23 protein-coding genes are annotated in these 24,089 nt (G+C 61.2%); 11 read left to right on the plus strand and 12 right to left on the minus strand.

All coding sequences use genetic code 11. The annotated features are described in order from the left end of the window. Nucleotides 1–202: 202 nt before the first annotated feature. Both fabV and EYW47_RS37475 read right to left on the minus strand, forming a co-directional pair. Nucleotides 203–1,399, minus strand: a complete 1,197-nt coding sequence (gene fabV, locus EYW47_RS37470) for an enoyl-ACP reductase FabV (protein WP_133199853.1) — start codon at nt 1,397–1,399, stop codon at nt 203–205. Between the two features lie 187 nt (nt 1,400–1,586). After that, the gene (locus EYW47_RS37475) at nt 1,587–2,612 is read right to left on the minus strand and encodes an NAD-dependent epimerase/dehydratase family protein (RefSeq protein WP_133199854.1); all 1,026 of its coding nucleotides are present in this window, start codon (nt 2,610–2,612) and stop codon (nt 1,587–1,589) included. Between the two features lie 123 nt (nt 2,613–2,735). Between EYW47_RS37475 and EYW47_RS37480 the strand changes: the two genes are divergently transcribed. Next, nucleotides 2,736–3,653, plus strand: coding sequence for a LysR family transcriptional regulator (locus EYW47_RS37480; RefSeq protein ID WP_133199855.1), 918 nt, complete (start codon nt 2,736–2,738; stop codon nt 3,651–3,653). A gap of 28 nt (nt 3,654–3,681) precedes the next feature. Here the strand turns inward: EYW47_RS37480 and EYW47_RS37485 are convergent, their stop codons facing one another. The 3 genes from EYW47_RS37485 to EYW47_RS37495 all read right to left on the minus strand — a co-directional run bounded on the left by EYW47_RS37485 (nt 3,682) and on the right by EYW47_RS37495 (nt 5,653). Next, nucleotides 3,682–4,008 carry a DoxX family protein gene (locus EYW47_RS37485; protein WP_133199856.1) on the minus strand — a complete coding sequence of 109 codons (327 nt, stop codon included), beginning with the start codon at nt 4,006–4,008 and terminating at the stop codon, nt 3,682–3,684. A gap of 127 nt (nt 4,009–4,135) precedes the next feature. After that, nucleotides 4,136–4,756: an isochorismatase family protein gene (locus EYW47_RS37490; RefSeq protein WP_133199857.1), complete on the minus strand. Its 621-nt coding sequence runs from the start codon at nt 4,754–4,756 to the stop codon at nt 4,136–4,138. 141 nt (nt 4,757–4,897) lie between these two features. Further along, the gene (locus EYW47_RS37495) at nt 4,898–5,653 is read right to left on the minus strand and encodes an isochorismatase family protein (protein WP_133199858.1); all 756 of its coding nucleotides are present in this window, start codon (nt 5,651–5,653) and stop codon (nt 4,898–4,900) included. A gap of 141 nt (nt 5,654–5,794) precedes the next feature. Between EYW47_RS37495 and EYW47_RS37500 the strand changes: the two genes are divergently transcribed. Beyond that, nucleotides 5,795–6,709, plus strand: coding sequence for a LysR substrate-binding domain-containing protein (locus tag EYW47_RS37500; protein WP_338117863.1), 915 nt, complete (start codon nt 5,795–5,797; stop codon nt 6,707–6,709). 42 nt (nt 6,710–6,751) lie between these two features. Here EYW47_RS37500 and EYW47_RS37505 read toward each other — a convergent pair whose 3' ends face one another. Beyond that, nucleotides 6,752–8,170, minus strand: a complete 1,419-nt coding sequence (locus EYW47_RS37505) for an amidohydrolase family protein (protein WP_133199859.1) — start codon at nt 8,168–8,170, stop codon at nt 6,752–6,754. A 117-nt stretch (nt 8,171–8,287) separates the two neighbouring features. Further along, the gene (locus EYW47_RS37510) at nt 8,288–9,796 is read right to left on the minus strand and encodes an aldehyde dehydrogenase family protein (RefSeq protein ID WP_133199860.1); all 1,509 of its coding nucleotides are present in this window, start codon (nt 9,794–9,796) and stop codon (nt 8,288–8,290) included. A gap of 609 nt (nt 9,797–10,405) precedes the next feature. Here EYW47_RS37510 and EYW47_RS37515 point away from each other — a divergent pair. Beyond that, on the plus strand, nt 10,406–11,524 hold the full coding sequence (locus EYW47_RS37515; protein ID WP_240764090.1) for a LacI family DNA-binding transcriptional regulator: 1,119 nt from the start codon (nt 10,406–10,408) through the stop codon (nt 11,522–11,524). Nucleotides 11,525–12,281: 757 nt separating this feature from the next. On the opposite strand, the gene EYW47_RS37520 is transcribed toward EYW47_RS37515, so the two are convergent. Continuing rightward, nucleotides 12,282–13,373 carry a porin gene (locus tag EYW47_RS37520; protein WP_133199861.1) on the minus strand — a complete coding sequence of 364 codons (1,092 nt, stop codon included), beginning with the start codon at nt 13,371–13,373 and terminating at the stop codon, nt 12,282–12,284. 108 nt (nt 13,374–13,481) lie between these two features. Continuing rightward, nucleotides 13,482–14,780, minus strand: coding sequence for an MFS transporter (locus EYW47_RS37525; protein ID WP_240764091.1), 1,299 nt, complete (start codon nt 14,778–14,780; stop codon nt 13,482–13,484). 516 nt (nt 14,781–15,296) lie between these two features. Here EYW47_RS37525 and EYW47_RS37530 point away from each other — a divergent pair. Next, entirely contained in the window at nt 15,297–15,707 is a 411-nt protein-coding gene (locus EYW47_RS37530; protein ID WP_133199863.1) for a RidA family protein, read from the plus strand. A gap of 74 nt (nt 15,708–15,781) precedes the next feature. Here EYW47_RS37530 and EYW47_RS37535 read toward each other — a convergent pair whose 3' ends face one another. Further along, nucleotides 15,782–16,732: an ABC transporter substrate-binding protein gene (locus EYW47_RS37535; protein ID WP_165976790.1), complete on the minus strand. Its 951-nt coding sequence runs from the start codon at nt 16,730–16,732 to the stop codon at nt 15,782–15,784. 209 nt (nt 16,733–16,941) lie between these two features. Between EYW47_RS37535 and EYW47_RS37540 the strand changes: the two genes are divergently transcribed. The 6 genes from EYW47_RS37540 (at nt 16,942) to EYW47_RS37565 (ending at nt 21,383) form a co-directional block, all read left to right on the plus strand. Continuing rightward, nucleotides 16,942–17,856 (plus strand): dioxygenase family protein, encoded by a 915-nt coding sequence (locus EYW47_RS37540; protein WP_133199865.1) that lies wholly within the window; start codon nt 16,942–16,944, stop codon nt 17,854–17,856. Between the two features lie 14 nt (nt 17,857–17,870). Then, nucleotides 17,871–18,623, plus strand: coding sequence for an SDR family NAD(P)-dependent oxidoreductase (locus EYW47_RS37545; RefSeq protein ID WP_133199898.1), 753 nt, complete (start codon nt 17,871–17,873; stop codon nt 18,621–18,623). A 24-nt stretch (nt 18,624–18,647) separates the two neighbouring features. After that, nucleotides 18,648–19,529: a beta-keto acid cleavage family enzyme gene (locus EYW47_RS37550; protein ID WP_133199866.1), complete on the plus strand. Its 882-nt coding sequence runs from the start codon at nt 18,648–18,650 to the stop codon at nt 19,527–19,529. Between the two features lie 137 nt (nt 19,530–19,666). Beyond that, nucleotides 19,667–20,077, plus strand: a complete 411-nt coding sequence (locus EYW47_RS37555) for a gamma carbonic anhydrase family protein (protein WP_240764093.1) — start codon at nt 19,667–19,669, stop codon at nt 20,075–20,077. Further along, a complete protein-coding gene (locus tag EYW47_RS37560) occupies nt 20,074–21,051 on the plus strand; it encodes a quinone oxidoreductase family protein (RefSeq protein ID WP_133199868.1) in 978 nt (325 codons plus the stop codon). The genes EYW47_RS37555 and EYW47_RS37560 overlap by 4 nt, the downstream gene beginning before the upstream one ends. Then, on the plus strand, nt 21,048–21,383 hold the full coding sequence (locus tag EYW47_RS37565) for a cupin domain-containing protein (RefSeq protein WP_133199869.1): 336 nt from the start codon (nt 21,048–21,050) through the stop codon (nt 21,381–21,383). The genes EYW47_RS37560 and EYW47_RS37565 overlap by 4 nt, the downstream gene beginning before the upstream one ends. A 54-nt stretch (nt 21,384–21,437) precedes the next feature. Here EYW47_RS37565 and EYW47_RS37570 read toward each other — a convergent pair whose 3' ends face one another. Together EYW47_RS37570 and EYW47_RS37575 are read right to left on the minus strand one after the other, a co-directional pair. Next, nucleotides 21,438–21,767: a high-potential iron-sulfur protein gene (locus EYW47_RS37570; RefSeq protein WP_133199870.1), complete on the minus strand. Its 330-nt coding sequence runs from the start codon at nt 21,765–21,767 to the stop codon at nt 21,438–21,440. A 135-nt stretch (nt 21,768–21,902) separates the two neighbouring features. Next, nucleotides 21,903–22,676: an IclR family transcriptional regulator gene (locus tag EYW47_RS37575; protein ID WP_133199871.1), complete on the minus strand. Its 774-nt coding sequence runs from the start codon at nt 22,674–22,676 to the stop codon at nt 21,903–21,905. 227 nt (nt 22,677–22,903) lie between these two features. Between EYW47_RS37575 and EYW47_RS37580 the strand changes: the two genes are divergently transcribed. Next, nucleotides 22,904–24,064, plus strand: a complete 1,161-nt coding sequence (locus EYW47_RS37580) for an alpha/beta hydrolase family protein (RefSeq protein WP_133199872.1) — start codon at nt 22,904–22,906, stop codon at nt 24,062–24,064. Nucleotides 24,065–24,089: the final 25 nt, after the last annotated feature.

Below are 24,089 nucleotides of genomic sequence, written 5' to 3' on the forward strand. Positions count from 1 at the left end.
GGTGCCGCCCCGCACAGGGGCAACACCAATATACCGACATGAAAACAAGGAAAGGCCAACGCGGCCAACGCGGCCAACGCGGCCAACGCGGCCAAACGCGACCAACGCGACCAACGCGACCAACGCGACCAACGCGTAATTCAACGCGCCGTTCTAATTAGTTGCCAGAACAACCAACATCAGCCGCATCGAAAGCAAAAATTCACATCTCAACAATACCAGGAATCGCGACATTCGGATTGACATCGGCGCGATAGTCGACGCCTTCGACACCGAAACCGAAAAGGCGCAAGAACTCCGCCTTGTACCCCGCGAAATCCGTGGTGGCGTAGAGATTCTCGTCGGTGACCTGGTCCCATGCCGCCTTCACGCGCGCCTGGATCTCGGGCGCGAGCTCCTTATAGTCGGCGCGCAGGCGCCCTTCGTCATCGAGCACCGGCGCCGCCCCGTAGAGCGAATCACGATAGAGACCATAAACCTGCTCGATGCAGCCCTCATGCGTGCCGTTTTCCTTCATCGCCTTGAAGAGCAGCGCAAGATACAGCGGCATGATGGGAATGGCCGAGCTGGCCTGCGTGACCACGGCCTTGAGCACCGCCACGCGCGCGTCGCCACCACGCTCCGTGAGTTTCGCGCGAATACCCAATACCTTCTGATCGAGATCCTTCTTGGCCGCGCCGATGGAGCCGTTCCAATAGATATCGTGCGTGATTTCCGCGCCAAGGTAAGTGAACGCCGTGGTCTTCGCGCCATCGGCCAGCACGCCCGCCTCGAGCAGCGCGTCGATCCACATTTGCCAGTCTTCGCCGCCCATCACGGCCACCGTGCCGTCGATCTCGCTTTGCGTTGCCGCTTCGAGCACCGTTTCCTTGATGGTTTCCTTGTCGGTGTCGATGCCGCGCATGCGCAGCATCTTGCCCACGGGCTTGAGCGTGGACGTATGCACCTCGCCCGTCACCGGATGCGTGCGGCGCGGCGCGGCAAGGCTGTAGACCACGAGGTCGACCTGGCCGAGATCGCGCTTGATGGCGTCGATCGTCTCGCGCTTGACGGCGTTGGAGAACGCGTCGCCGTTGATGGTCTTCGCGTAAAGGCCTTTTTGCGTGGCGAACTTCTCGAACGCGGCGGTGTTGTACCAGCCCGCGGTGGCGGGGCGGGTGTCGGTGCCGGCGCGCTCGAAAGCGACGCCGAGCGTGGCCGCGCCCGAGCCGAACGCCGCCGAAATGCGCGCGGCGAGGCCGTAGCCCGTGGACGCGCCCAGCACGAGCACGCGCTTCGGGCCATTGGGGATAGCGCCTTGTGCGTTGACGTATTCAATTTGCTGCGCGACGTTGGCTTCACATCCCACGGGATGGGCCGTCACGCAAATGAAGCCGCGAACGCGCGGTTCGATAATCATCAGACTTCTCCGTATTTCGCAGATGCATGCAGGAACGGGCGGCATTTTAGCGCGAGCCAATAATCCGGGCCACGCTGATCTGCGTGGCCCGGCCGGCTTGAGGGCCGTATGCCTCTGCCTGCGGGACGAGTACGGAGCGTCGCGAGCGCGCGATCCACGCGGCGCGCGGGCGCTTACTTTGCGACCCTCATTGCGCGGCGGCTAGTCCATGCGTGGTCTCGCCGAGGCAGCCGAGACCGGCCAGCGTCGCCTCGACGGCCGCATCGAGCGGCGTATGCGGCTCGCGGCCGAGCGTCGCCACGAGTCCCGCGTTGTCGAGCTGGAGCGCGTCGCGCCACAGATAGCGCATTTCCAGCATCTCGCGCGGCGTCGTGGCGAACGGCGCCAACGCGTAAATCAGCGGCCACGGGAATGACTTGCGCCGCGCGTGCAGGCCATGGCGCTGTGCCACGCGGCAGATGGCGGCGGCCATTTGCGTGCCGTCGGCGTCCCAATGTCCGGTCATGTGAAAGCGCGCGAACGGCGCGAGCGCTGCGCGCATCTCGATCAGCTCGCGTATCGCGCGGGCGACATCGGGCACGTAGGCCCATGTGTGGCCCACGCCGCGTGTGCCCGGTTCACGCACCGTGCGCACGGGCTGCCCGGCCTTCACGAGGCCCTGCGCGAGCCAGCTATTGCCTACGCGCGGGCCAAAAAAGTCGCCGGCGCGCACGATGATCGAACGCACGCCAAGCGCCGAGGCGGTTTCCAGACGCTGCTCCAGCGCGACGCGGATCGCGCCCTTGCGCGTGCGCGGCTGCTGCGGCGCATCCTCGCCGACGAGCGGCAGCGCCTCCGGACCGAAGTTGTAGACGGTGCCCGGCAGCACCACGGTAGCGCCCACGGCCTGGGCGGCGGCGATGGTGTTGTCGATCATCGGCAGCACGAGTTCCGCCCAGCGCCGGTAGGCCGGCGGGTTGACGGCGTGCACGATCACGTCGCAGCTCTCGGCGGCGCGCAGCACGGCCTCGCGGTCCATGGCGTCGCCCTGCACCCGTTCGATGCCGCGCTCGTCGCTGGTGGTGGCGCTCGCCGCTGTCGCGCCAACCCCGCGCTGCAGCGCGCGCACACGCCAGCCAGCGCCGGTCAGCTGGCGCGCGACCTCGCCGCCTATGCCGCCGCCCACGCCCAGCACGAGCGCCGTGCGGCCCGTTTCGAGAGATCTCGTTGCCATGTCCGTTCTCCGCTTCAAAGGTGTCGATGGCGCAATTCTGCGCGCCTCGCCGGCCATAAAAAATTGCCGAAAATCGCGTATCGGCTATACATTTATGTATGGCCTCGAACCTGACCTGGGATCATGAGCGAAATCGAACCGAACTGGGAGTGGTACCGGAGTTTCCTGCAGGTCCTGGAAACGGGCTCGTTATCGGCTGCCGGGCGCTCGCTGGGCCTCACGCAGCCCACCGTCGGCCGCCACATCGAAAGTCTCGAAGCGGCGCTGGGACTCAAGCTTTTTACGCGCTCGTTCGACGGGTTCTCGCCAACCGACGCAGCTAATGAGCTGAGGCCCTACGCCGTCGGTCTTGCTGCGACTTCGGCCGCCTTGCGCCGGGTGGCGAGCGGCCACGGGGCCGGGGTCCGCGGCACGGTACGGGTGACGGCGAGCGAGGTCATCGGCGTCGAGGTGCTGCCGCCGATACTGACCACACTGCGCAACGAACATCCGGAACTGACCATTGAACTTGTCCTGTCGAATAAAGCAGAGGATCTTCTGCTTCGTGAAGCAGACATTGCTGTGCGCATGTTCCGGCCCGTCCAGGAGGCACTGGTTGCGAAGCGCGTCGGAGCGATCGAAGTCGGTCTGCATGCCCACGAGCGGTATCTGGCGCAGCATGGTGTGCCGAAGTCGATGAACGAGTTGGCTCGCCACACGGTCATTGGATTCGATCAGGAGACCGCATTTATTCGCTCAGTCCAGGGAAAATTTAAAGACTTTTCGCGAAGCCGCTTTGCGTTTCGAGCGGACAGCGACCTGGCTCAATTGGGGGCGATTCGTGCTGGATTCGGTGTCGGCGCGTGCCAGGCACCCCTGGCGGCAAGGGATCCGAGGCTGGTCAGAATTCTCGCGAATGAGTTTTCATTCACGATGGACACGTGGGTCGCCATGCACGAAGATTTGCGCGGGAGCGCTCGCTGTGCAGTGACATTTGCGGCGCTGGCTTCAGGACTGGAAGGCTATATTCTGGGCGGCCCAAGTCAGGATAACGAAAGTTAGCACCCCGCAAGCACTGAAGCTGAGCCAGTCAGCCCAGCGGGTAAGTTTGGGTCAGAGTGACAATCAAAAGCAGTAGCAATACGAGCGGATACTGCATTTTCATCCACTCCCTCGAGCGGGAGAATGAAACCAGTACACCCAAAATAACGACAAGCAGAATTGAAGCTCCGACGAATCGCGTTGTTGCGATGAGGAGTAAAAGCGAACCGATCAATTCAATGATCGCGACGACGACTCTGAACCCATTTGGGTATCCCCATTTTCCAAACTCGGCACGGATGATGGATGGTCCGACGAGGTTTACGATTCCCGCGGAAAAGAAAGCACAGACGACGATCAGGTTGACGTATTTCATGTTTCAAAACGAGCTCGTGCCGGCATTGGGCGCCGAAGACGAGCGATAAAAGATGCCGGCGAGCGCATTGCAAAAGAGGCTCGCCGGCATGAGGCCAGGGTCCGCAGGCTACCGGGTGGACCGGTGTCTACGATTGCCAATATTGCTTCAGACCGAACACCATATTGCTGAATGGGATACCCAGGCCTTCGTACACGGCTTGCGCCTCGGGCGCCGCATTGTCGGCAAGCAGTTCGACGGCGACGGTCGAATAGCCAACCGGGATCACACCAGCCTGCACCATACGGGCGACGCCAAGGTCCACCTGAGTCTGCGAGAAACCTCCCGAGGCATCGATGACCGCGTACGACGTATAGCCGTTGCGCAATGCCGCGATGGCGGGAAAAGCCAGACAGACGTCAGTCGAGATGCCCGTCACGATGAGGTGTTTGCGGCCCGTCGCCTGAATGGCCTGGACGACCCGTGGGTCATCCCAGGCATTCACGGTCGTTCGTTCGATGACCTTGTGCGTGGGCAGCACCGCAGCCAGTTCAGGGATCATGGGTCCCCACATGCTTTCCGTGGTGGTGGTCACCACGACAGGAACACCGAGCGCGAGCGCCGCCTTGGTGAGGCCGATCACGTTGTGCTTCAATTCAAGCGTGGCGATGTCTCGCACCCCGGTGTAGAGGCCTTCTTGATGGTCGACATGAAACAGAACTGCGTTGTGCCTGGTGAGCCTTTCCTCGGAGGAGAGCGGGCTTGTCATTTCAGACTCCGTCAGTTGTCGGAAAATCTATTCTGACACTACGGCTCGGGCCTGAGCGTGTTTTTGTCGTCTAATGCATTGGATTCAGACTCCCGGCTGCTGGACAAAAGATGCGGACACATCCGTTCGTGACGACCACGTTTAGCCTTTGGCGAAAGCCTGCTTCAGATCGAAGACGAGACCCGCGAACGGGATTCCCAGTGCGGCGTAGACGGCTTGCGCTTCGGGCGCGGCGTTGTCGGCAAGCATCTCGACGGCGACGTTGGAGTAGCCGACCGGTATCACGCCCGCTTGCTGCATGCGCAGCACGCCCATATCGACTTGTGTCTGGCTGAAGCCGCCGGATGCGTCGATGACCGCGTAACTCGCGTAACCCTCGGCGACTGCCGAGATAGCCGGAAACGCGAGACAGACGTCCGTGGAGATGCCGGTGATGATGAGCTTCTTGCGGCCGGTGGCTTTGATCGCATCGACCACACGGCGGTCGTCCCAGGCGTTCACCGTAGTCCGTTCAATATGCCGGACGCCCGGAAGCGCCGCGGCCAGTTCGGGGATCAGCGGCCCCCACATCTTTTCCGTCGTGGTGGTGACGATCACGGGCACTTTCAGCGCAAGGGCCGCCTTCGCGAGTCCAACGACATTGTGCTTGAGCTGCAGGGTATCGATGTCGCGCACGCCGGTGTAGAGGCCCACCTGATGATCGACGAGAAGAAGGACCGCGTTATCGCGGGTCAGGCGTTCGAGGACGTGAGACGAAGTCGAGTTCATGATCTTGTTTCCGCTGGAAGGGTTGGTTGCGGCCGCGGCTTGCGTTGCGCCGAAGAGGCTCGTGCCGGCGGCGAGCACGGTGGCCGCGACGGCGGCGTTCGACTGGTTCAGGAATTGGCGTCGATCCATGATTTGCTCCGTGCCCGTCCACGCGGTCGGTCGATCAACGTCTCGGGCTTGAATGGACTATAGCCATGGGACAAACGCCGAACAATCCAGGAAAAATGGACTTATCATCCCATCCATGAGACTTTCCGCGGAAAAGGGGGGATGATGCTCGATCTGAACGATGTCTACTACTTTGTGCAGGTGGTCGAACACAAAGGCATCACCGCGGCGGCCCATGCGCTCGATGTGCCCAAGTCGAGTTTGAGCCGTCGCATCCTCGCCCTCGAGGCCACGCTCGACGCAAGGCTGATCCAGCGGACCTCGCGGCGCTTCGTCGTGACGGACGTCGGCGAGGCGTTTTACAAGCACGCGGTCGCCATGCTGGTGGAAGCCGAAGCCGCCGAGAGCGTCGTGCGTCAACGCACGGCAGAACCGAGTGGAACCATCCGCATGACGTGCTCGGTCGCTTTTGCACAATTGGCGCTGGCCGAGTTGATCCCGAAGTTCATGGCCGAGTATCCGCGTGTGCGTATCGTTCAGCACGCAACCAACCGGCACGTCGATCCGCTTCAGGAGGGCTTCGACCTGTGTCTTCGCGCGCATTCCACTCCGCTGCCGGATTCCACGCTGGTCCAGCGCTATCTGGCGACGACGCCCTGGCATCTCTTTGCCGGACCGGCGTATTTGAAGCGCAAGGGCGTGCCCAGGTCGCCTGCCGACCTTGCGGACCACGACGGCGTCGCGCTCGGCGGCGGCCATGACACGCACGCATGGCGACTGCACGACTCGCCGGATGCGCAACGAGCGGAAGTGATTCCCTTCGAGCCGAAGCTGCTGAGCGACGACATGGCCACGCTGAAAGTCGCGGCTTGCCAGAGCGTCGGCATCGTGGCGTTGCCGGGCTATGTGGGGCAGTCCGAAGTGAAGACGGGGCAGCTCGTGCGCGTACTGCCTCAATGGACGGCAGGCGTGGCGACAATCAGCCTGCTGATGCCCTCGAGGAGGGGCCTGCTTCCCTCCGTGCGGGCGTTCGTCGACTTCCTGGTGGAGCGCGTTCCCATTGCTGTGCAGTGCTGAGGATGATGCGCCGGCAGGCAGGTTCAGATCATGGCTGAGCCTTCAATGCGCGAGACTTTTCCATTGCGGATCGAGTCTGGATGAAAGACCCGCTTTACGAACGATCTCGGGGGCAAGGCGCTCCACACTGTCCAGAATGCCGCGACTATCGGTGCAACGCGTGAATTCCCCTTCGCGATAGACGATTTCGCCGTTGACCATGACGTACTTCGCATCGGTGCCTTTGCCGGCGCCGATAAACGCGGAAAGGGGGCGCTGCAATGAGCCGACGTGCGGTTTGCGCATGTCGAAGACGGCGATATCGGCGAGCTTGCCGGGTTCGAGCGATCCCAATTGGTCAGCCACGCCCAGCACTTGCGCACCGTTGATCGTGGCCATTTCCAGGCTGCGCTCGAAGGACATCCGGGTTGGGTCCAGATGACGCTGGTGCTGGAAGAGCACACAGGCTTTCACCTGCTCGAGCATGTCGTTCGTATAGTCGACCATGGCGCCGTCGGTCCCGAGGGCGGTAGGCACACCCGCACGCAGCGCATTCGCAGCCGGGGCGATACCGCCGCCGCGAATCGCTTCACTGGTTGGCGTATAGACCAGCCCGGCGCCCACATGGGCCATCTGTTCGAGATCGAGCTCCGTGCAATGGATGCCGTGGATCAGCATCCATTGTTGATCCAGCACGCCGAGCTGCATCAGATAGCGCACGTCGGTGCGCCCGGTTTCGCGCAAGTGCTTGAGGAAGCCCTGTTCCGTCGAGAACGTGCCTGCTGCGATGTGACTGCTGATCTTCACGTCGAGCTTGCGCGCCAGCTCCGTGCCACGCACGATCAGGTCTTCAGTGCTCATGCCGGACGACGTCCAATGCGCGTTCGCCTCGATGACGAGGCCCATGCGCACCAGACCGTCGTGCTTGCCATCCCAGTAGCGGATTTCCTCCTCGGCGGCGGCGAGCGATTCGTCCAGCGAAAGCGGGTGCTCGACAAAACGCTCGTTTCTGCAGCGCAGCTCCTTGCCGAAGAACTGGCGGATACCGATTTCGGCCTGAGGTTCGACAATGGCCCGCACCGTATTCGAATCCGTTACGGTGACCGAATGATTGAACGAAGTCGTCGTGCCGGTGGACAGCATTTCGAGTCCGCATTGATAGCTTCCCAGCCGCATGGCTTCGTCGGAAAGATTGGCGACGATCGGAAAGACAATGTCCGTAATCCAGTCTTCCAGCAGCAGGCCGTCGGCGATGCCTTTGAACATCGAATACCACGTATGCTGATGAAGATTGATGAGCCCGGGAATCACGAGGCAACCGCGCGCATCAATGATCTCGTCGAATCCTTCGGTCGGAGTGTCTTCATGGGAATAGACCCCCGAGATATGCTTTCCCGTAACAGCCACCGCGCCGCGCTCGAAAATCTCTCGCTCTCGATTGACCGTTACCACGTAGCCGTTCTTGATAAGAACCTTCTTCATTGTCTCTCTTCCATCGTCACTTGATCATCTGGGGCGCCACCGCGCGAGCGGAGCAACGCGCGGCAGCACTCCCTGGTTTGAGCCACTGTTGATGCCATTGTTCATGGCATCAACCGGTCAGTCCCTGGGCGGCCAGGTCGGTACGGGCTCCTTACCGGACGGGAAGCGGACATTCTTTGAGCGCACGAACTCCTTCAAGGTCTCCGTCGCATTCTCGCGGCCGAAGCCGCTGCCCTTCACGCCGCCGAAAGGCGATCCAAGGAACGCGCGCCGCATATAGTTGTTCACGAAGATCATGCCTGCGTCCAGCTTCGGCGCCAGCTTCCACGCCCGGTTCTCGTCGGTCGTGCAGATCGCCGCGGTGAGACCGTATGCGGTGCCATTCGCGATCTCGATGGCTTCCTCTTCGGTCTTGAACCGCATCAGACAGGCCACCGGGCCGAAAATCTCCTCCTGTGCGACCGTCATGGTTGGCGTCACGTCGGCGAGAACCGTCGGCGGCACCCAGTAGCCGTCCTTGTATCGCTCGTCGTCCGGCAGCTTGCCTTGCGTGACCAGTCTTGCGCCTTCGCGAAGCGCGATATCGATGTATCCCATCACACGGTCGCGTTGCTTGGCGTCGACCATCGGTCCGATGTCGGTTTTGGCGTCGAGGCCATTGCCGACCACGAGCTTTTCGGTTGCCCGTGCGAACCTCTCCTCAAACTCGGCGTAGCGCGATTCGTGCACGAGAATACGGGCGGTGGAGGTGCACGCCTCGCCCTGGTTATAGAACATCCCCTCGATGGCGACGTTGAGCGCAACGTCCATGTCGGCGTCTTCGAGGACGAGCAGCGCGTTCTTGCCGCCAAGCTCCATCGTTGCGTAAGTGATGTTCTCCGCAGCGCTCTGCAACACCCGGCGGCCCGTTGCCGTTGCACCGGTAAAGCTGATGCGCTCGACTTTCGGATGCGATGCGAGTGCGGGGCCGGCCTGAATTCCGGGAACGACGTTCAGCACACCAGGCGGCAGCACCTGGTTGGCCAGTTCGACCAGACGCAGCACCGTAAGCGGCGCTTGCTCGCCGGGTTTGACGATCACCGTGTTGCCGGCCGCAAGCGCGGGCGCGGACTTTTTGGCAAAGTGAATGGGCGGCCAGTTGAACGGCAGAATCGCCGCTACGACGCCATATGGTTCGAACAGGACACGTGCTTCAATCGGTCCCTGATCGAGGATCTCGCCGTGAAGCGTGTCTGCGAGACCAGCGAAATAGTCGAAACAGGCGTGGCAGTAAGAGACGTCGAAGCGCAGCGCATCGCGCTTGGGCTTGCCGACTTCGCGGGCTTCGAGCTCCGCGAGCTCGTCCGCGTGCTCGCGAATCTTGGCGGCAACCTGGCGCAGCAACTGCGCGCGTTCGCGCGGCGAGCGGTTCTTCCAGTCCGACTCGTAGGCTTGCCGCGAATTGCGCACGACTCGGTCAACGAGATGCTCGTCCGCGGAGACGACGTTGGCAAGCGGCTTGCCGGTGGCCGCTTCTTCAACCGTGAAGAGCGGCTGGTTTGCGTCGACCTCCACAGCCTTGCCATCAACGATGGCGCTCCAGTACGGACGGCTCAGGGTGGATCTATCGATAGATGCCAGGGCCATATCAAACAACTCCTTTACATTCGAATGCATAAAAATGCGTCGTTCCTGGTTAGCGCCGGGTTGGCGTTTCCTTTGACGCAACGGTGTTGAGGTGCACGGCAAGCCGCTGTCGTGATCAAGCGCGGCCCGGTTCCGAGTCAGCTTTGTCACAGGCGCTCTACGCAGTGAGGGCGCGCACGTCAGGGACGGATTCGATCGCTAAGCGCGGATCAGGGACCCGTTGGAAGCAACTATATTGCAATCGATTGCAGAATTCAAGTCCTTTGAATCGAAGGGTTTTTTGCTGCGGTTGAGAGGGCAGATTGCTGGTCCGCCAACGCGCCGACTGCGGGAAAACGCTAGATACGTTGGGGATATCCGGACCTGGTCGAGCCGGCGCGTGCATCCGTGGTCATGGCGCAAAATGATCAGATGATTGACGCCCAGGTTAAATTTGCACTGATTTTTGCAATCGATTGTGCAAAATTTGTATCGACTTATTTATAATGTGGTGTTGGCCGTGGCACGAGAAACCCGCTCAGAGGGGCGGGCGATCCAGCAGCAATCGGCCACGGTAAGGTCGTGATTGCTCGAGACCTTCTATGGGAAAAGCGAGGAGGTAGATCTGTCGTGAAAGCAAACACGTCTCAAACAGGCACTAACCGGCGAACCGTGACGATGAAGCAGGTCGCGGAACGGGCTGGGGTGCACGTTTCGACCGTCTCGCGCGCACTCAATCCGGAGACGCGGTCGATGGTGGTGCCCGAGTCGGTTGCACGTGTCATGAAAGCCGCCAGTGAACTGGGTTATCGACTCGACCCGGTTGCGGCCAGTCTTCGAACCGGTCGCTCCAAGCTCGTCGGCATTCTGGTTCCGGATATCGCCACCAATGTTTTCACGCCGATTTTGACCGGCGCGACGGAGCGCCTTTCCGAGCACGGCTACTCCGTGATCGTTGCCTATGTGGGAGGCGACAGCAACAAGCAGCTCGATCTGGCTCAGGGATTGATCGCCCGGCGCGTGGACGGACTCATTCTCGCGACGGCAAGCCGCGACGATCCGCTGGTGTCTTTCTGCATTGAACGGGGCGTCCCGAGTGTGCTGGTCAATCGTGCCGAGAAGGAAACGAGGCTGTCCGGGGTGGTGTCGGACGACTTGCTCGGCGCGCAACTCGCTGTGGATCATCTGGTCGAGCTGGGCCACAGCCGAATCGCCCATCTTGGCGGCCCACGCGAACATTCCACGGGTTATTTGCGTCATCGTGGGTTTATCCATGCTCTGGCTGCCAATGGTCTCGATGCGGCTTCGGCGCCCACTGAGTTCGCGGAGACTTATACCCGCGAACAAGGTGCGGCAGCGGCACGGCGGCTATTGAGTGCGCACCCCGAGGTCACCGCGATCGTCGCCGCGAATGACTTGCTGGCCCTCGGTGCGTACGATGTCATACGCGAGGCGGGATTGAATTGTCCGCGAGATATTTCGGTCGTGGGGCATAACGACATGCCGCTTGTCGATATGGTTGAGCCGCCTTTGACGACTATCCGGATCAGCCACAAGGAGATGGGGCGTCAGGCTGCTGACCTGCTTCAGCAAGCTATCGAAACGCTCGATCATCCGGCGCGTAATGTGGTGTTGCCGCCGAAGCTTATTGTGCGCGGTTCTACGGGTGCGCCCCGTAAGGGCGCTATGAAGAAGGCGGCGAAGACCGCTGCGTCGAATAAATCGGCGTCCATTTCGAATGAGGTTTGAGAGTGGGGTGTGATTTTTTTCGCGGGTTTTAGTGCGTTGGCATTTCCTTGTTTTCTTATCGGTATATTAGTGTTGCCCCTGTGCGGGGCGGCACCTACTTTTCTTTGCCGCGGCAAAGAAAAGTAGGCAAAAGAAAGCCGCTCAAACCGCCAGTGTGACGCAGTGGACCACTGACCTTATATCGGAGTGGCTCCGGGGCGTCTGTCATCACGCGCCGTCACCCGGAGTGACAAAGGGCTCATCCATCCGGCGGCGCTGCGCGCGCCGTGGGGCATAACTAAAACCAGTCGGGTGCACACGTTTTCGTAGGACTCCAGCGTATTCGCTCGGCGTTAGTTCCGCGCATTCGCAGGGCAGCACGCGCGGTTTTTCTTGCAGACTCTTCCGCCCGCGCGTAGCGCGCGGCGGGAAGAATGAGCCCTTTGTCACTAAGGCGGAGTGTGCGAGGAGACGGATGCTCCGGAGCCGCTCCGATACGAAGGGCAGTGGTGGACGGCGTCACACTGGCGGTTTGAGCCGCTTTCTTTTGCCTACTTTTCTTTGCGGCTGCAAAGAAAAGTAGGTGCCGCCCCGCACAGGGGCAACGCTCATATACCGACATGAAAACAAGGAAATGCCAACGCACTATAACACGAGCAAAAAATCAACCAAAAGCCCGCCAACCGGCGCTTAAAAACACATTTCCGCGCCAATTTTCACCACGTCGGCGCCCAGCCTCATCGAATACCTTGGCTCCGCCACGATTGATCAGACCGCATCAAAACCGATGCTGCATCCCAACCATCACGCCAAGCTGGTCCTTGCCGGCCCCGACAGTGCCACCGGCTGCAACCGGGTTGGCAGCCAGCGCGCTATTGAACATATAGCCCACCGACGTATACACCGTCACACGCTTGGACAACAGATAATTCGCACGCCCAACCAGCAAGGTCGAATTCGCGTCGTTCTTCCCCGCAGGTCCGCGTTGCAAATAACGCACCCCCTCCGCATCGAAGGAAAGGCTGGGCGTGACAAAGTACGTAGCACCCGCAAAGAAAATATCGGTCTGCAGATGGGTTGCGGCTGAACTGTTGTTTCTGATCCAGCCGAAACCGATCTTGGTCGGACCGAGCACCACGTATCCGTCGACGACGTTGTGCGTATCCGTATAGGCGCTGTTGTTGAGCGGCGTCGAGGCGCCGGCGCCACCACGCATCACATCGTAGGACGCTGCCACACCGAAGCTCGCCGAATCGTAGGCGAGCAGTGCAGTGTATTGCCGGCACGCGATGAAGTTGCCCGGCACCTGGCCCCCGCAGTTGGTCGCCGCCGGGCCCGCCGGCCCCGCAGCGTCACGGCCGAAACTGTATGTCGCGCCCAGCGTGACGCCATGGAATTTGCCGAGGTAGCCAACGGCATTGTCGCTGCGCGCGTTCGGCAGATACGAGTCGAAGTTGTTCAGCGAATGAATCGACGGCCCAATGACGTCGGCGTTCGACAGCGCGTACATCGTCATGTTCATTTGCCGGCCGAGCGTGAGCGAGCCGTAGTCGCTGCTTACCCCCACATTCGCCTGACGACCGAAGAGACGCCCGCCGTAATTGAGCGCGCCGGTGCCGGGCTGAAATCCGTTCTCCAGCACGAAGAAAGCCTTGTAACCGCCGCCAAGATCCTCGGTGCCTTTCAAGCCCCAGCGCGAAGGCGATTCGCCGGTCAGAGTGGGCATGCCGACTACCGATCCGCCGCTGGCAGTCGCGTGGTCGTAATACGATATTCCGCTGTCGATAATGCCATACAGCGTGACATTGCTTTGGGCACTGGCGAGCCCAGACGCCGCGACGAGCAACAACGCGCTCCACTTCATGTTCATGACGATCCTGTCTCCAATGGGTAAATTAATATGGTTTACTAATTAAAAGGTGCGTATGGCCGATCTGGGGATGTGCGGCGAGTGGTGAACTGAAGCGCTTCGAGCAGCCTACGACGCGGAAAGCACAGCGCGCGGTGGCTCGGGATTGCGTCGGCGATAGACGCTCAGTCCGAAGACACAGATCGCGGCGATCGCAACCGGCACGGAAACCACTCCAAACATGACTGTGGTCGGCCAATGGGCGGACAACATCAAGCCACCGATCATCGAACCGACAATCGAGCCTACACGGCCCATACCTAACGTCCACGCCACGCCGGTGGCGCGCGCTACCGTGGGGTAGAACCCCGCGGACAAGATGCTGGTGCCCGTCATCGCGCCTCCCGTTCCGACACCGGTCACAAACAGCGCTGCGAGAGCCAGCACCGGCATTCCAGTGATATGACCGAGCGAGGCCAAGCTGATGGCCGCACACAGAAACGCGCCAGCCACTACATATTGCGGATTAGCGCGATCCATGAGAAAGCCGAGCAGGACGGCTCCGAGAGCGTTGCCGGTCAAGTAGAGTGCCGTCATCAACGAAGCGTGGCTGAAGGGCACGCCGGTTTCCTGAATCAGAAGAGTCAGCCAGTTCCCCAAAAAGTAGACCACGAGCAAGGCCATGAACCCCGTGGCCCACAGGAACAACGTGCCGCCGCGCAGCCCCGCCTGCAACAGATGCGCCACGGGGGAACCATCCGCCGGCTCTTCGTCCGGCGTGAGGTGCGTCTCGGTGGGCGAGATCTCCGGCGCAATGCGAGACATGGTCGCCAGCGCCTCGCGCTGGCGATTGTGCGTGACGAGGTAGCTCATCGACTCTGGCAGCCAGACAGCCAGCACGATCGCCAGCACCAGCGGCAATGCGCCCCCCAGGATCAGCATGGATTGCCAACCGAACACGCCGATCAAATGCGAGGCAACGAGGCCGCCAACAACGCCGCCTGCGGAGATGCCGCAGCCAAGCGGGGCGACGAGCGTTGAGCGTAGACGGTCGGGGCTATATTCGACCGCGAGCGTGTAGGCGTTCGGCATGGCGCCGCCCAGGCCGAGTCCGGTCAGAAAGCGCAGGGCAACCAGCATTTCAATCGACGTCGACCACGCTGAGCCGATGCTAAGTACCCCAAAAATTAAAACGGCACCTATGAGCGTGAGCTTTCTTCCGAAGCGATCTGCCAGCGGGCCGAAGACGAAGGATCCAACGGCCAGGCCGAAGAATCCGGCGCCAAACACGGGCGCTAGCTGTGCCGCGCTGGCAGCGAAGTGAGACTTGAGCGCCGGTGCGATAAAGCCGAGAACGACTGTGTCATAACCGTCAATAACAAGGATCAGAAAGCAGAGAAGAAACGTCCGGATCTGAAAGCCGGACATGCTTCGCTCGTTGATAAACGAGCGGACCGTTACTGATTGCCGTACCACCATGCTGATGCTCCTGTTGTGTGACGCATTCGATTGGATCTATCGCTGCGGGGATGCACACCGTGCCGTGGTGGCTTCGGCGTACGGTTGGAATTTATTGCAATCGATTGCAAGTTGAAAGTAGGGTTTACGGGGAGATCGATGTGCTAAATCGGCTAGAGAGACGGCCCATATTACGGGCCATGGCGGGATACCTTGGAAGGCGATCGGGGTGTCAAACCTTTTGACAACACGCCTTGGGCCGCTTCATAATGCAATCGATTGTATAGGCTCGGGCAGCCAACCGGTGTCCCGCCAGGCGTTGCCGCAGGCTCTGCGGCGCGGTGTCCGGGAGCCTGGAATCGGCAGCCCGCGGCCGATGCATCGTCAAAAGCCGCTGTGGGCAGACGGGCGCGTCTGATTCGTGTCCCAGAAGCACATGGCTTGCACGTGAAGCGTAGTTTTATTGAACTGATCAATGAGGCAAACATGGAAAAGCAGCAACCGTCAAAGCAGGTCCGCCAGTACATCAAGCGAGATGCGGCACAAGCGCGGGCGTATTCCCCCGCGGTCATTACGCAGGGCGGCAGGATCGTGTGGTTGGCCGGCCAGACCGTGGTCGAGGATGCGAACGGCAAATCGCTCGCGGGTGACTTTGTTGGGCAGGTGAATGAGGTCTTCGCGCGAATCGGCAAGACACTCGAACAAGCCGGCGGGACGCTGGCCGACATCGTGACGATGACCGTTTCGATCACGGACGCGCGATTCGGCGATCAGTTCACGAAGGTCCGCAAGGAGACTTTCGGCGACAATTTTCCCGCGAGCGCGCTGATCACCGTGGCGGGTCTGGCCAGGCCGGAAATGCTCGTCGAAGTGCAGGCAATCGCGGTCGTCGACTGATTGCCTGAGCCAGCGTTGTGCAGGAAGGGGCAGGTGGACTGTCGTTCAATTCCACCTGCCGACGATTCGCGTTTTTAGCAGGACGCCCATGCCGTGGACGCGCGCGCTTCGTCGAGATACTGCCGGTCGAAGCAGGGTGCTCGTGGCCGAGTGACCGGTGTTCTCGCGTGGGCATCCCGAATGCGCGATACCAGCGCGAGCCCGGCGTCTTCGATGTCCATATCCCGGATCAAGCCGTGCGCAGGGTGAACGAGATCGTCGAGCACGGCGCGCGCGTCGGCATCGGAAAGCTCGGGAAACTGGGCGCGCAGCAATGCGCAGCACGCCGGGGCGTTGCGTGGGTCGAAGATCCACGTCAATGCCTCCCGGTACGCAAGAATGAAGCCGATCAGCTGTTCCCGGTTTGCGCTTGCCCATGACTCGAGCACAGCGCCGACCGTGCCGAGATAGCCCGGAAAGAGCGCTGCGCCCGAGGCCAGCGTTTTGAATCCCTGCCGCTCGGCAAGCTTTTCGAACGGTGTTCGAACCAGGGTGGCGTCGTGTTTGCCGGCCACCAGCGCGCGATACCGATTGCCCGTGCCGCCAGCAGCGTCGAACGTCACGCCATCGGAGGGAATGTCGTTGAGCAGGAGAATCTCGCGCAAGACAAATGCGAAGCCGGTTGTCAGGGCGTCGACAGCTAGCGTCTTGCCGCTCAACTCGCGAACCGACGTCACGTCCGGCCGTGCGACGAGCGAAAGGAAGCCGTGATCCCCCCCCATGAACGCGACGAGATCGGGGGCCCTGCCATCCGCGGTTTCTCCTTGACCATCCGTGTAGGCAATCACGTTGTCCACGCTGGTCAAGGCGATTTGAGCCTCGCCAGCATTCATCCGGTTGATCATGTCGATCGAGCCTTTCACGTATTCGAAGCGCGTGCTCAGCCCATATTTCTCGAACAGGCGCTGGTGCTCGCCAACCCAGAGCGGCAGGTTGAACGCGCCTTCAAAGCCGAGAATCTTTAGCGTATTCAGACGGGAGTGCAAGTGTATCTCCTTGTGCATTGCAATCGATTGCATGTTACGATGCGCCTAGCTCCCGCGTCAAGATTTCTGCGCACAGGCTGCTTTTACCCGAATCTGAGCCAAAAGAGGGAGCAATGGGCGTGGCGGCGTTTCGAGGCGAGTCCTCTAAATGGCTTTGACATGTCGATTTTTCGGTCGTATTATGCAATCGATTGCAGAGGAGATTGGGTATGAGCAGGCTAGAGCAGCGCAGCAGTATCGTTACTGATGCAGCGTCGATAACAGGGATCGTCCTTGCGGCGATGGAGAACACAGCGAATCCGCGGCTGAAGGAAATTCTGAATGCGTTGGTCAAGCATGCCCACGCGTTCCTGCATGAAGTGAAGCTGACGGACGACGAGTTCGAGGGAGGGCTGGATTTCATCAAGCAGGTTGGGCTGACATGTACGGACAGTCATAACGAGGTGGTGCTGCTGGCGGATGTGCTTGGGCTTTCGACGCTGGTGAAGGTGTTGAACAACTCCGCGCACGAAGAGCGAACCGGCGGCGCACTGCTTGGCCCGTTCTATCGTGCGGGCTCGCCACGTTATGAACATGGCGATTGCATTGTGCAGAGCACGACGTCGGGATCCCCGCTTTTCGTGAGTGGCCAAGTGCTCGACACGAACCGGGAGCCGATACGCAACGCCCGCGTCGATGTCTGGCAAGCGTCGCCGGTCGGCCTCTACGAAAATCAGGATCCGCAGCAATCCGAAATGAATTTGCGCGGGCACTTCTTTACCGACGCGCGAGGGGCTTTCGATTTCAGGAGTGTGCGGCCAGCCGGATATCCGGTTCCCACGCATGGTCCCGTCGGCGATCTCCTGCGCCTCCAGAAGCGACATCCCTATCGCCCGGCCCATCTTCACTTCGTTGTCGTCGCCGAGGGCTATTCAACGCTCATTTCGCAGATTTTTGCCGACGACGCGGAGTATCTGGATTCAGACGTCGTATTTGGCGTGACGCGCGATCTGGTCGGCAAGTTCGAGCGCCATGAGGCGGGCACGGGGCCGCATCCAGCAGCGCAGGAGCCGTATTACACGCTGGAATGTTCTTTTGTTCTTGGGGAAGGCGTCTCGACGTATCCGACGCCGCCCATCAAATGACCGAGGTAGATGAGATGGCCAACAACATGCTTGAAGGTAAGGTCGCAGTGGTTATCGGCGGCGCAGGGGGTATTGGAAAGGCTGCCGCGCATCGGCTCGCTGCGTCGGGCGCGCGCGTCGTGGTGGTGGGAATGAACGATCTGAAGCCTGTCGAGGAGATCGCTGCGAGCCTGCCGGGCGAAGGGCACATGGCGGCGCTCGCGTCGATTACCGATAGCGCGACGTTGACCGCGCTCGCGCAAGACGTCCGGGGCCGGTTTGGAAAGGCCGATATCCTGGTCAACGCGGCAGGCTTTACCAAGCCAGTCAGCCACGCGGACCTCGACGCGCTCTCCGACGAGTTGATCGATGAAATGTTCAAGGTCAACTGGCGCGGGCAATTCGCGGCTATCCGCGCGTTCCGGGAACTTCTGGTCGCATCCGGCGATGGGCTCGTCGTCAACGTGTCGTCCATATCCGCGACTACGGGCGTTGGCAGCAATGTCGCCTACTGCGCTGTGAAGGCCGGCCTCGACATCATGGCGGTATCGCTCGGCCGTGCGCTGGCGCCGCACATTCGCGTGGTGAACGTCGCTCCGGGCGTGGTCGACACGACCTTCGTGCCGGGCCGCGGCGCCGATTTCAACGAGAAAGTCGCGGGCACCACGCCGCTCGGCCGGATCGGCACGCCAGACGACATCGCAGCCGCCATCGAGGCCTGTGCCACGCACCTGACCTTCACCACCGGCACGACCCTTGTGGTCGACGGCGGCAGACAGCTGAACTAGTTGGACCGGTACTGAGGTAATCCTATGCATGCACGTAAAACCATCATCACCTGCGCGGTGACCGGGAACCTGACGAAGCCGGAGCAGCACCCGGGACTGCCGGTGACGCCGGAGCAGATCGCGATAGCGTCGCTCGATGCCGCGCGCGCGGGCGCCGCTGTCGTTCATATTCATGTCAGGGACCCCAAAACCGGTCGTCCCTCGATGGATATCGCGCTCTACGCAGAGGTGATCAACCGCATCCGGGCCGAGAACAACGATCTCATCATCAACCTGACTACGGGGCCCGGCGGCCGCTTCATTCCCAGCGACGACAATCCTCGTGAAGCGGCTCCAGGCACGACCTTGATGCGGCCGGAAGAGCGCGTCGAGCACATCCTCCAGCTACGCCCCGACATCTGCAGTCTCGACCTCAACACGATGAACTCCGGCGGCGACGTCGTTATCAATACGCCGAAGAACGTCAAGCGCATGGCCGCGGTGATTCGGGAAGCGGGGGTCAAGCCGGAACTGGAAATTTTCGACTCCGGCGATATGCACCTCGCGCGCGATTTGATCGATGAAGGGGTGCTGGATGGCCCGGGGCTATGGACCTTCGTGATGGGCGTTAAATACGGATTCTCGGCCTCGCCCGAAAGCCTGCTCTATGCGCGCAATCTGCTGCCGGCTGGCGCCACCTGGGCGGCGTTCGGTGTCGGCCGCTTTGAATTTCCGATGGTCGCCCAGTCGTGGCTGGCGGGCGGACACGTTCGCGTCGGGCTCGAAGACAACATCTACATCTCGAGGGGCGTGCTCGCGCAGAGCAATGCCGCGCTGGTCGAGCGTGCGCGGGACATCGTGTTGTCCCTCGGGGGCGAACTGGCTACGGCCAAAGAAGCCCGGGAATTTTTGGGGCTTAATCGATGAGGAATGCGAATATTTCCGCACCCCTTGAACCTTCTGTCGACCCGGACGCGTTTGTTGCGAGCGGTACCCGGCTGATAGGAGAGGTGACAGTCGGTGCGCAAAGCTCCATCTGGTTCAACTGCGTGTTACGCGCTGACGTGCAGAAGATCGTGATAGGTGAGCGCACGAATATTCAGGACGGCACGATTATCCACGGCACGACAGGCGGGTTGCCTGTCCTGGTCGGAAATGACGTGACCGTGGGGCACGGCGCCATTCTTCACGCTTGCACGATCGAGGATGGGGGCTTTGTTGGCTTCGGCGCCAGGGTACTGGACGGGGCCATTGTGAAATCGGGTGGGATGCTTGCCGCAGGCTCGCTTCTGTCGCCAGGCAAGGTAGTCGGATCCGGCGAGCTTTGGGCCGGGCATCCCGCCCGCCTGGTGCGCCCGCTGACCGATAAGGAACGCGACGATATGGTCGCCACGACGGCGCGCTACGTCACGCTCGCCAGCCGATACAAAAGTACGAATCTAGTTATCTTCAGCTACCAGGAAAATCAACGATGAACGCAGTTTTTGTTACCGCGCCGAGCGCCAGTGTGGACGCTCTTGAACTCGATATCGTCAATCAGGGCGCGCTCGACGTTGCCGCAGGCGAATGCCTGATCGAGGTGCATAGCGCCGGCGTCAATCCGAGCGACGTCAAGGCTGTTCTCGGCGCGATGCCGCATGCAATCTGGCCGCGCACGCCGGGACGCGATTATGCCGGCATCGTGATCGAGGGACCACCGGCGCTGCTCGGCAAGCAGGTGTGGGGCAGCGGCGGAGAGCTCGGAATTCGTCGCAACGGTTCTCATGGTCGCTTTCTGGTGGTCCCGGCCGAAGGCGTGCGCGAAAAGCCGTCGAGCCTGACCATGGACGAGGCCGGCTCGATTGGCGTACCGTTCGTCACCGCTACCGAGGGCCTGCACCGCGCTGGTGGGGTAAGGAAGGGCGACGTCGTTCTCGTGCTGGGCGCCAACGGCAAGGTGGGGCAGGCCGCCATCCAGCTCGCCACCATGGCCGGCGCAAAGGCGTTCGGGGTCGAGCGCACCGCCGAGCCGTATGTGGGCCACGCGAGCGGCGAAGTGATCATGATCGATGCTTCGTCGCAGTCGATCGACGAGGTCGTGCGCGAGCAGACGGGCGGACATGGCGCCGACATTGTGTACAACACGGTCGGCAGCCCCTATTTCGAAAGGGCTAACAAGGCGCTTGCGAAGCGCGGCACCCAGATCTTCATCTCGACCGTCGATCGGGCCGTACCGTTCGATATCTTTGCGTTCTATCGTGGCCAGCACACGTATGTCGGCATCGACACGCTTGCGATCGACAGCATCGAAGGTGCGCTGATTCTGGATCGGTTATTGCCCTCATTCGAGAGCGGCGCATTGAAGCCGTTTCCCATCAACCAGGAATTCGTCTTTTCGATCGAAAACGCCGCGCTCGCCTACCAGGCCGTACTGCGGGGCTCCACGAACCGGGTGCTGCTCAAACCATGAACGTCACCCGCTACGAGAAGGCGCCGCAATATTTCCCGGAGAACCATTTCGCCATGCGCTGCGTGAGGCTGCAGGGGCATGAAGCCGGTCCCGCGGAGTCGTTGTGGATAGGTGTTTCGGTCATCGAGCCTGGCGGGCATACGACCCTGTCCGCTTCGGCGCTCGAGAAGCACTACGTCGTGCTTGCGGGTGAGCTTACGGTGCAGACGGAAGAGGGGGAGGTGGTGTTGCGCACCAACGACTCGTGCAGATTGGCGCCGAATGAGCAGCGGGCGCTAAAGAATCGGTCTTCCGCTCCCGTTTCGGTATTGCTTGCGATGCCGTTTGCGTAGACTCTGCAGCGAGCCCGCGTTAGCGCCAATGCGGGCTCGAAGATCGAGCAGCCATTATCCCTTTTTGGAGTAGGCGCTGCACCAGCCTGTCGCCGAGACAACTTTGCCCCCGAAGATCGGGCAGGGGCCAGAACTCGAGCTGGCCGGGCCTTGATACAGGGCGCAGTTGGCGCAGTTTTGGCCGGCAACGTACGCGGGATATTTTGCCTTGTCGACATGCGAAGCGTCGGCTCGGTAGCCAAGGGATTGTGCGGTTGGGTCGGTTTCCTGCACCTGATTGTCTGCGGCGAGTGCAGCGGGAAGCTTGGCGAGTAATGCGGCCGAAGCAATCGCCGTAACGTTGACAAGCAGAAAATTGCGCCGATACACGTTTGTGTTCTTCATTTTGTACTCCTGTTCAACATTGTGAGAGAGCGATGACTGGAATTCAAAGCCCGCGCTAACCCGTACACACGACTGGAGGGACGAGGCGCAGGCCGAAGGCACGGCCCGATGTTGCGGCTACTGTGAATGTGAGAGCTACCGAATGCTTACCGGATAGTCCCTCAACGTGTTCTGAATTTGCTTCGAAGCCGCTTGCAATTGCCGTGCCAATGCGAGAACACGTTTAGCACCCATGCGGGAGTCGACCGCGGCGACGCTAATGGCCGCGACAGGAGAACCGAACGCGTCGTTGATGTGAACGCCGACCGCCGATGTTCCGAGCGTGACCCGATTGCGGACGAGCGCGTAGCCGTCGCGATGGTAGCGATCGATGGCGTCGTAAAGGCCGGTACTGGTCAACCTGCTTTGCGAAAGGATCGCGGGGGTGACGCTCCTGATGGCTTCTTCGCGCTCGTCGCGAGGCATGGCGGCCAGAATGGCGAGCCCGCCCGCGCCGAGTCCGAGCGGACGCCGGCTTCCGGCCTCGAGTGTCAGCACGCGTAGCGGCGACGGGCCGTCTGCGCGCTCGATGCATACCGCTTCGTTTGCGCTGCGCACGACGAGATAGACGGTATCGCCAACCTCGTCGGCGAAGGAGCGGATCAGTGACCGCGCGAATTGCCAAACGTCGAACTGCGCGGCGGCCGCGATCCCCAGCTCGAATGCAAGCGGTCCGAGCGCATAGCGCTTGCTTTCCAGTTGCAGCGCGAGTCGCTCTGCAATGAGGCGCTGGAGAAGTCGATGGACGGTCGCATGCGATAGCGCCGCTGAGGACGCCAAATCGGTCAATGCGGCGCCGTGCTGTCCCGCGGTGGCAAGTAGACGGACGAGATGAACCGCGCGCTCAACGGATCTGGAGGACGCAACCATATTCAAGCCGGTGAATTTCGATGCGGAGGAAGTCTAGTACCGGCTGACGAGATTGAAAAGCGTTGAAGACAGCCTGCCGAGGCAACAGGACTATTTGGCTATTCGTGGAACATTCCGGTAAGCACCCCGTGCCGTCTGTTCTTACGATGAACCCCGACTTGCCGTTGCGGACACTGCCGTAGCGTTGGTCTCCAATCGACCCCGAAGTTAGAGATAAGGACATCAGAATGTTTCAGTACTTTCCAGGCAACTACATGTGGTCGCTCGCGGTAATGCGCTGCCTTGCGAGCGGAGGTCACTTCGGCGAAATTCACTGGGCCCTTCAGGATCTCCAGGATGCTGCCAAGGTTGCACCGCAAGGGGACAACGAGGCATGGCATGCGGCGTGGAAGCGGCTTGCCGTTCAGGTTGAAGGCATTGGCCGGGAAGCGCTTCAGCAGGGCAAGAACGAGACGGCAGCTTCGGCGCTGATGCGTGCTGCGCACTATTGGCAATGGGCGGAGGCTTTCATCGCTCCGGACGACGATCGTGCAGCAAGCTCATACGAGCATCATCTCGCCTGCTTCCGGGATGCGGGCCGCTTGCTGCCGAACAAGATCGAGGTCGTTCAAGTGCCGTTCGGCGATACGAGTCTTTTCGCCTACTTCGTCAAGGCAGAAGGAACGTCCGGTCCGGCGCCTGCCGTGATCCTGTCGGATGGCCTCGACGGCACGAAAGAGGAGATGGTGCTCATGGCGCAGGCGCTCGCGGCGCGCGGCATCTCGTGCCTCGCGGTCGATAACCCCGGGCAAGGTGCGAGCCTGCGTCTGAACGGGCTGAAGGCCCGACACGATTCTGAAGTGGCTGCAGGCGCGGCATACGACTACCTGAAGAGCCGTGCGGAAATTGTCGATCCGAATCGGGTTGGCCTGATTGCCGCGAGCATGGGGGGCTATTACGCGCCGCGTGCCGTCGCATTCGAGAAGCGCATCAAGGCTTGCGTGGCCTGGGGGGCCATCTACGACTACCACGCGGTGTGGGTGCGGCGCCTCAATCTGAAGCCGGGTGCGAGCGCCACCGTCGACTATCGGGCAGCGCTCGGGACTACGGGCAAGCATTTGCTCAACATCGTTGGGGCAACGGACTTCGACGAGGCCTTGCGCAAGTTCGAGCCGTTCACGCTCAAGGGCATTGCGCACCAGATCTCGTGCGACATCCTTCTGGTTCACGGCGAGGACGACAAGCAGACGCCGTTGTCCGATGCGGAAAAGCTCTACCGCGAAATTGGCTCGTCGAACAAGGAACTGCGTGTGTTCACACGTGCGGAGGGCGGCGCGTCGCACGTGCAACTGGATCGGCAAGAGCCGGCCGTGAGCCTGATTGCCGACTGGATGGTCGACCACCTTTAATTGGCAGGCCAGGAAGACGTCAGCC

The organism is Paraburkholderia silviterrae, from assembly GCF_004353915.1.
Lineage (GTDB): Bacteria > Pseudomonadota > Gammaproteobacteria > Burkholderiales > Burkholderiaceae > Paraburkholderia > Paraburkholderia silviterrae.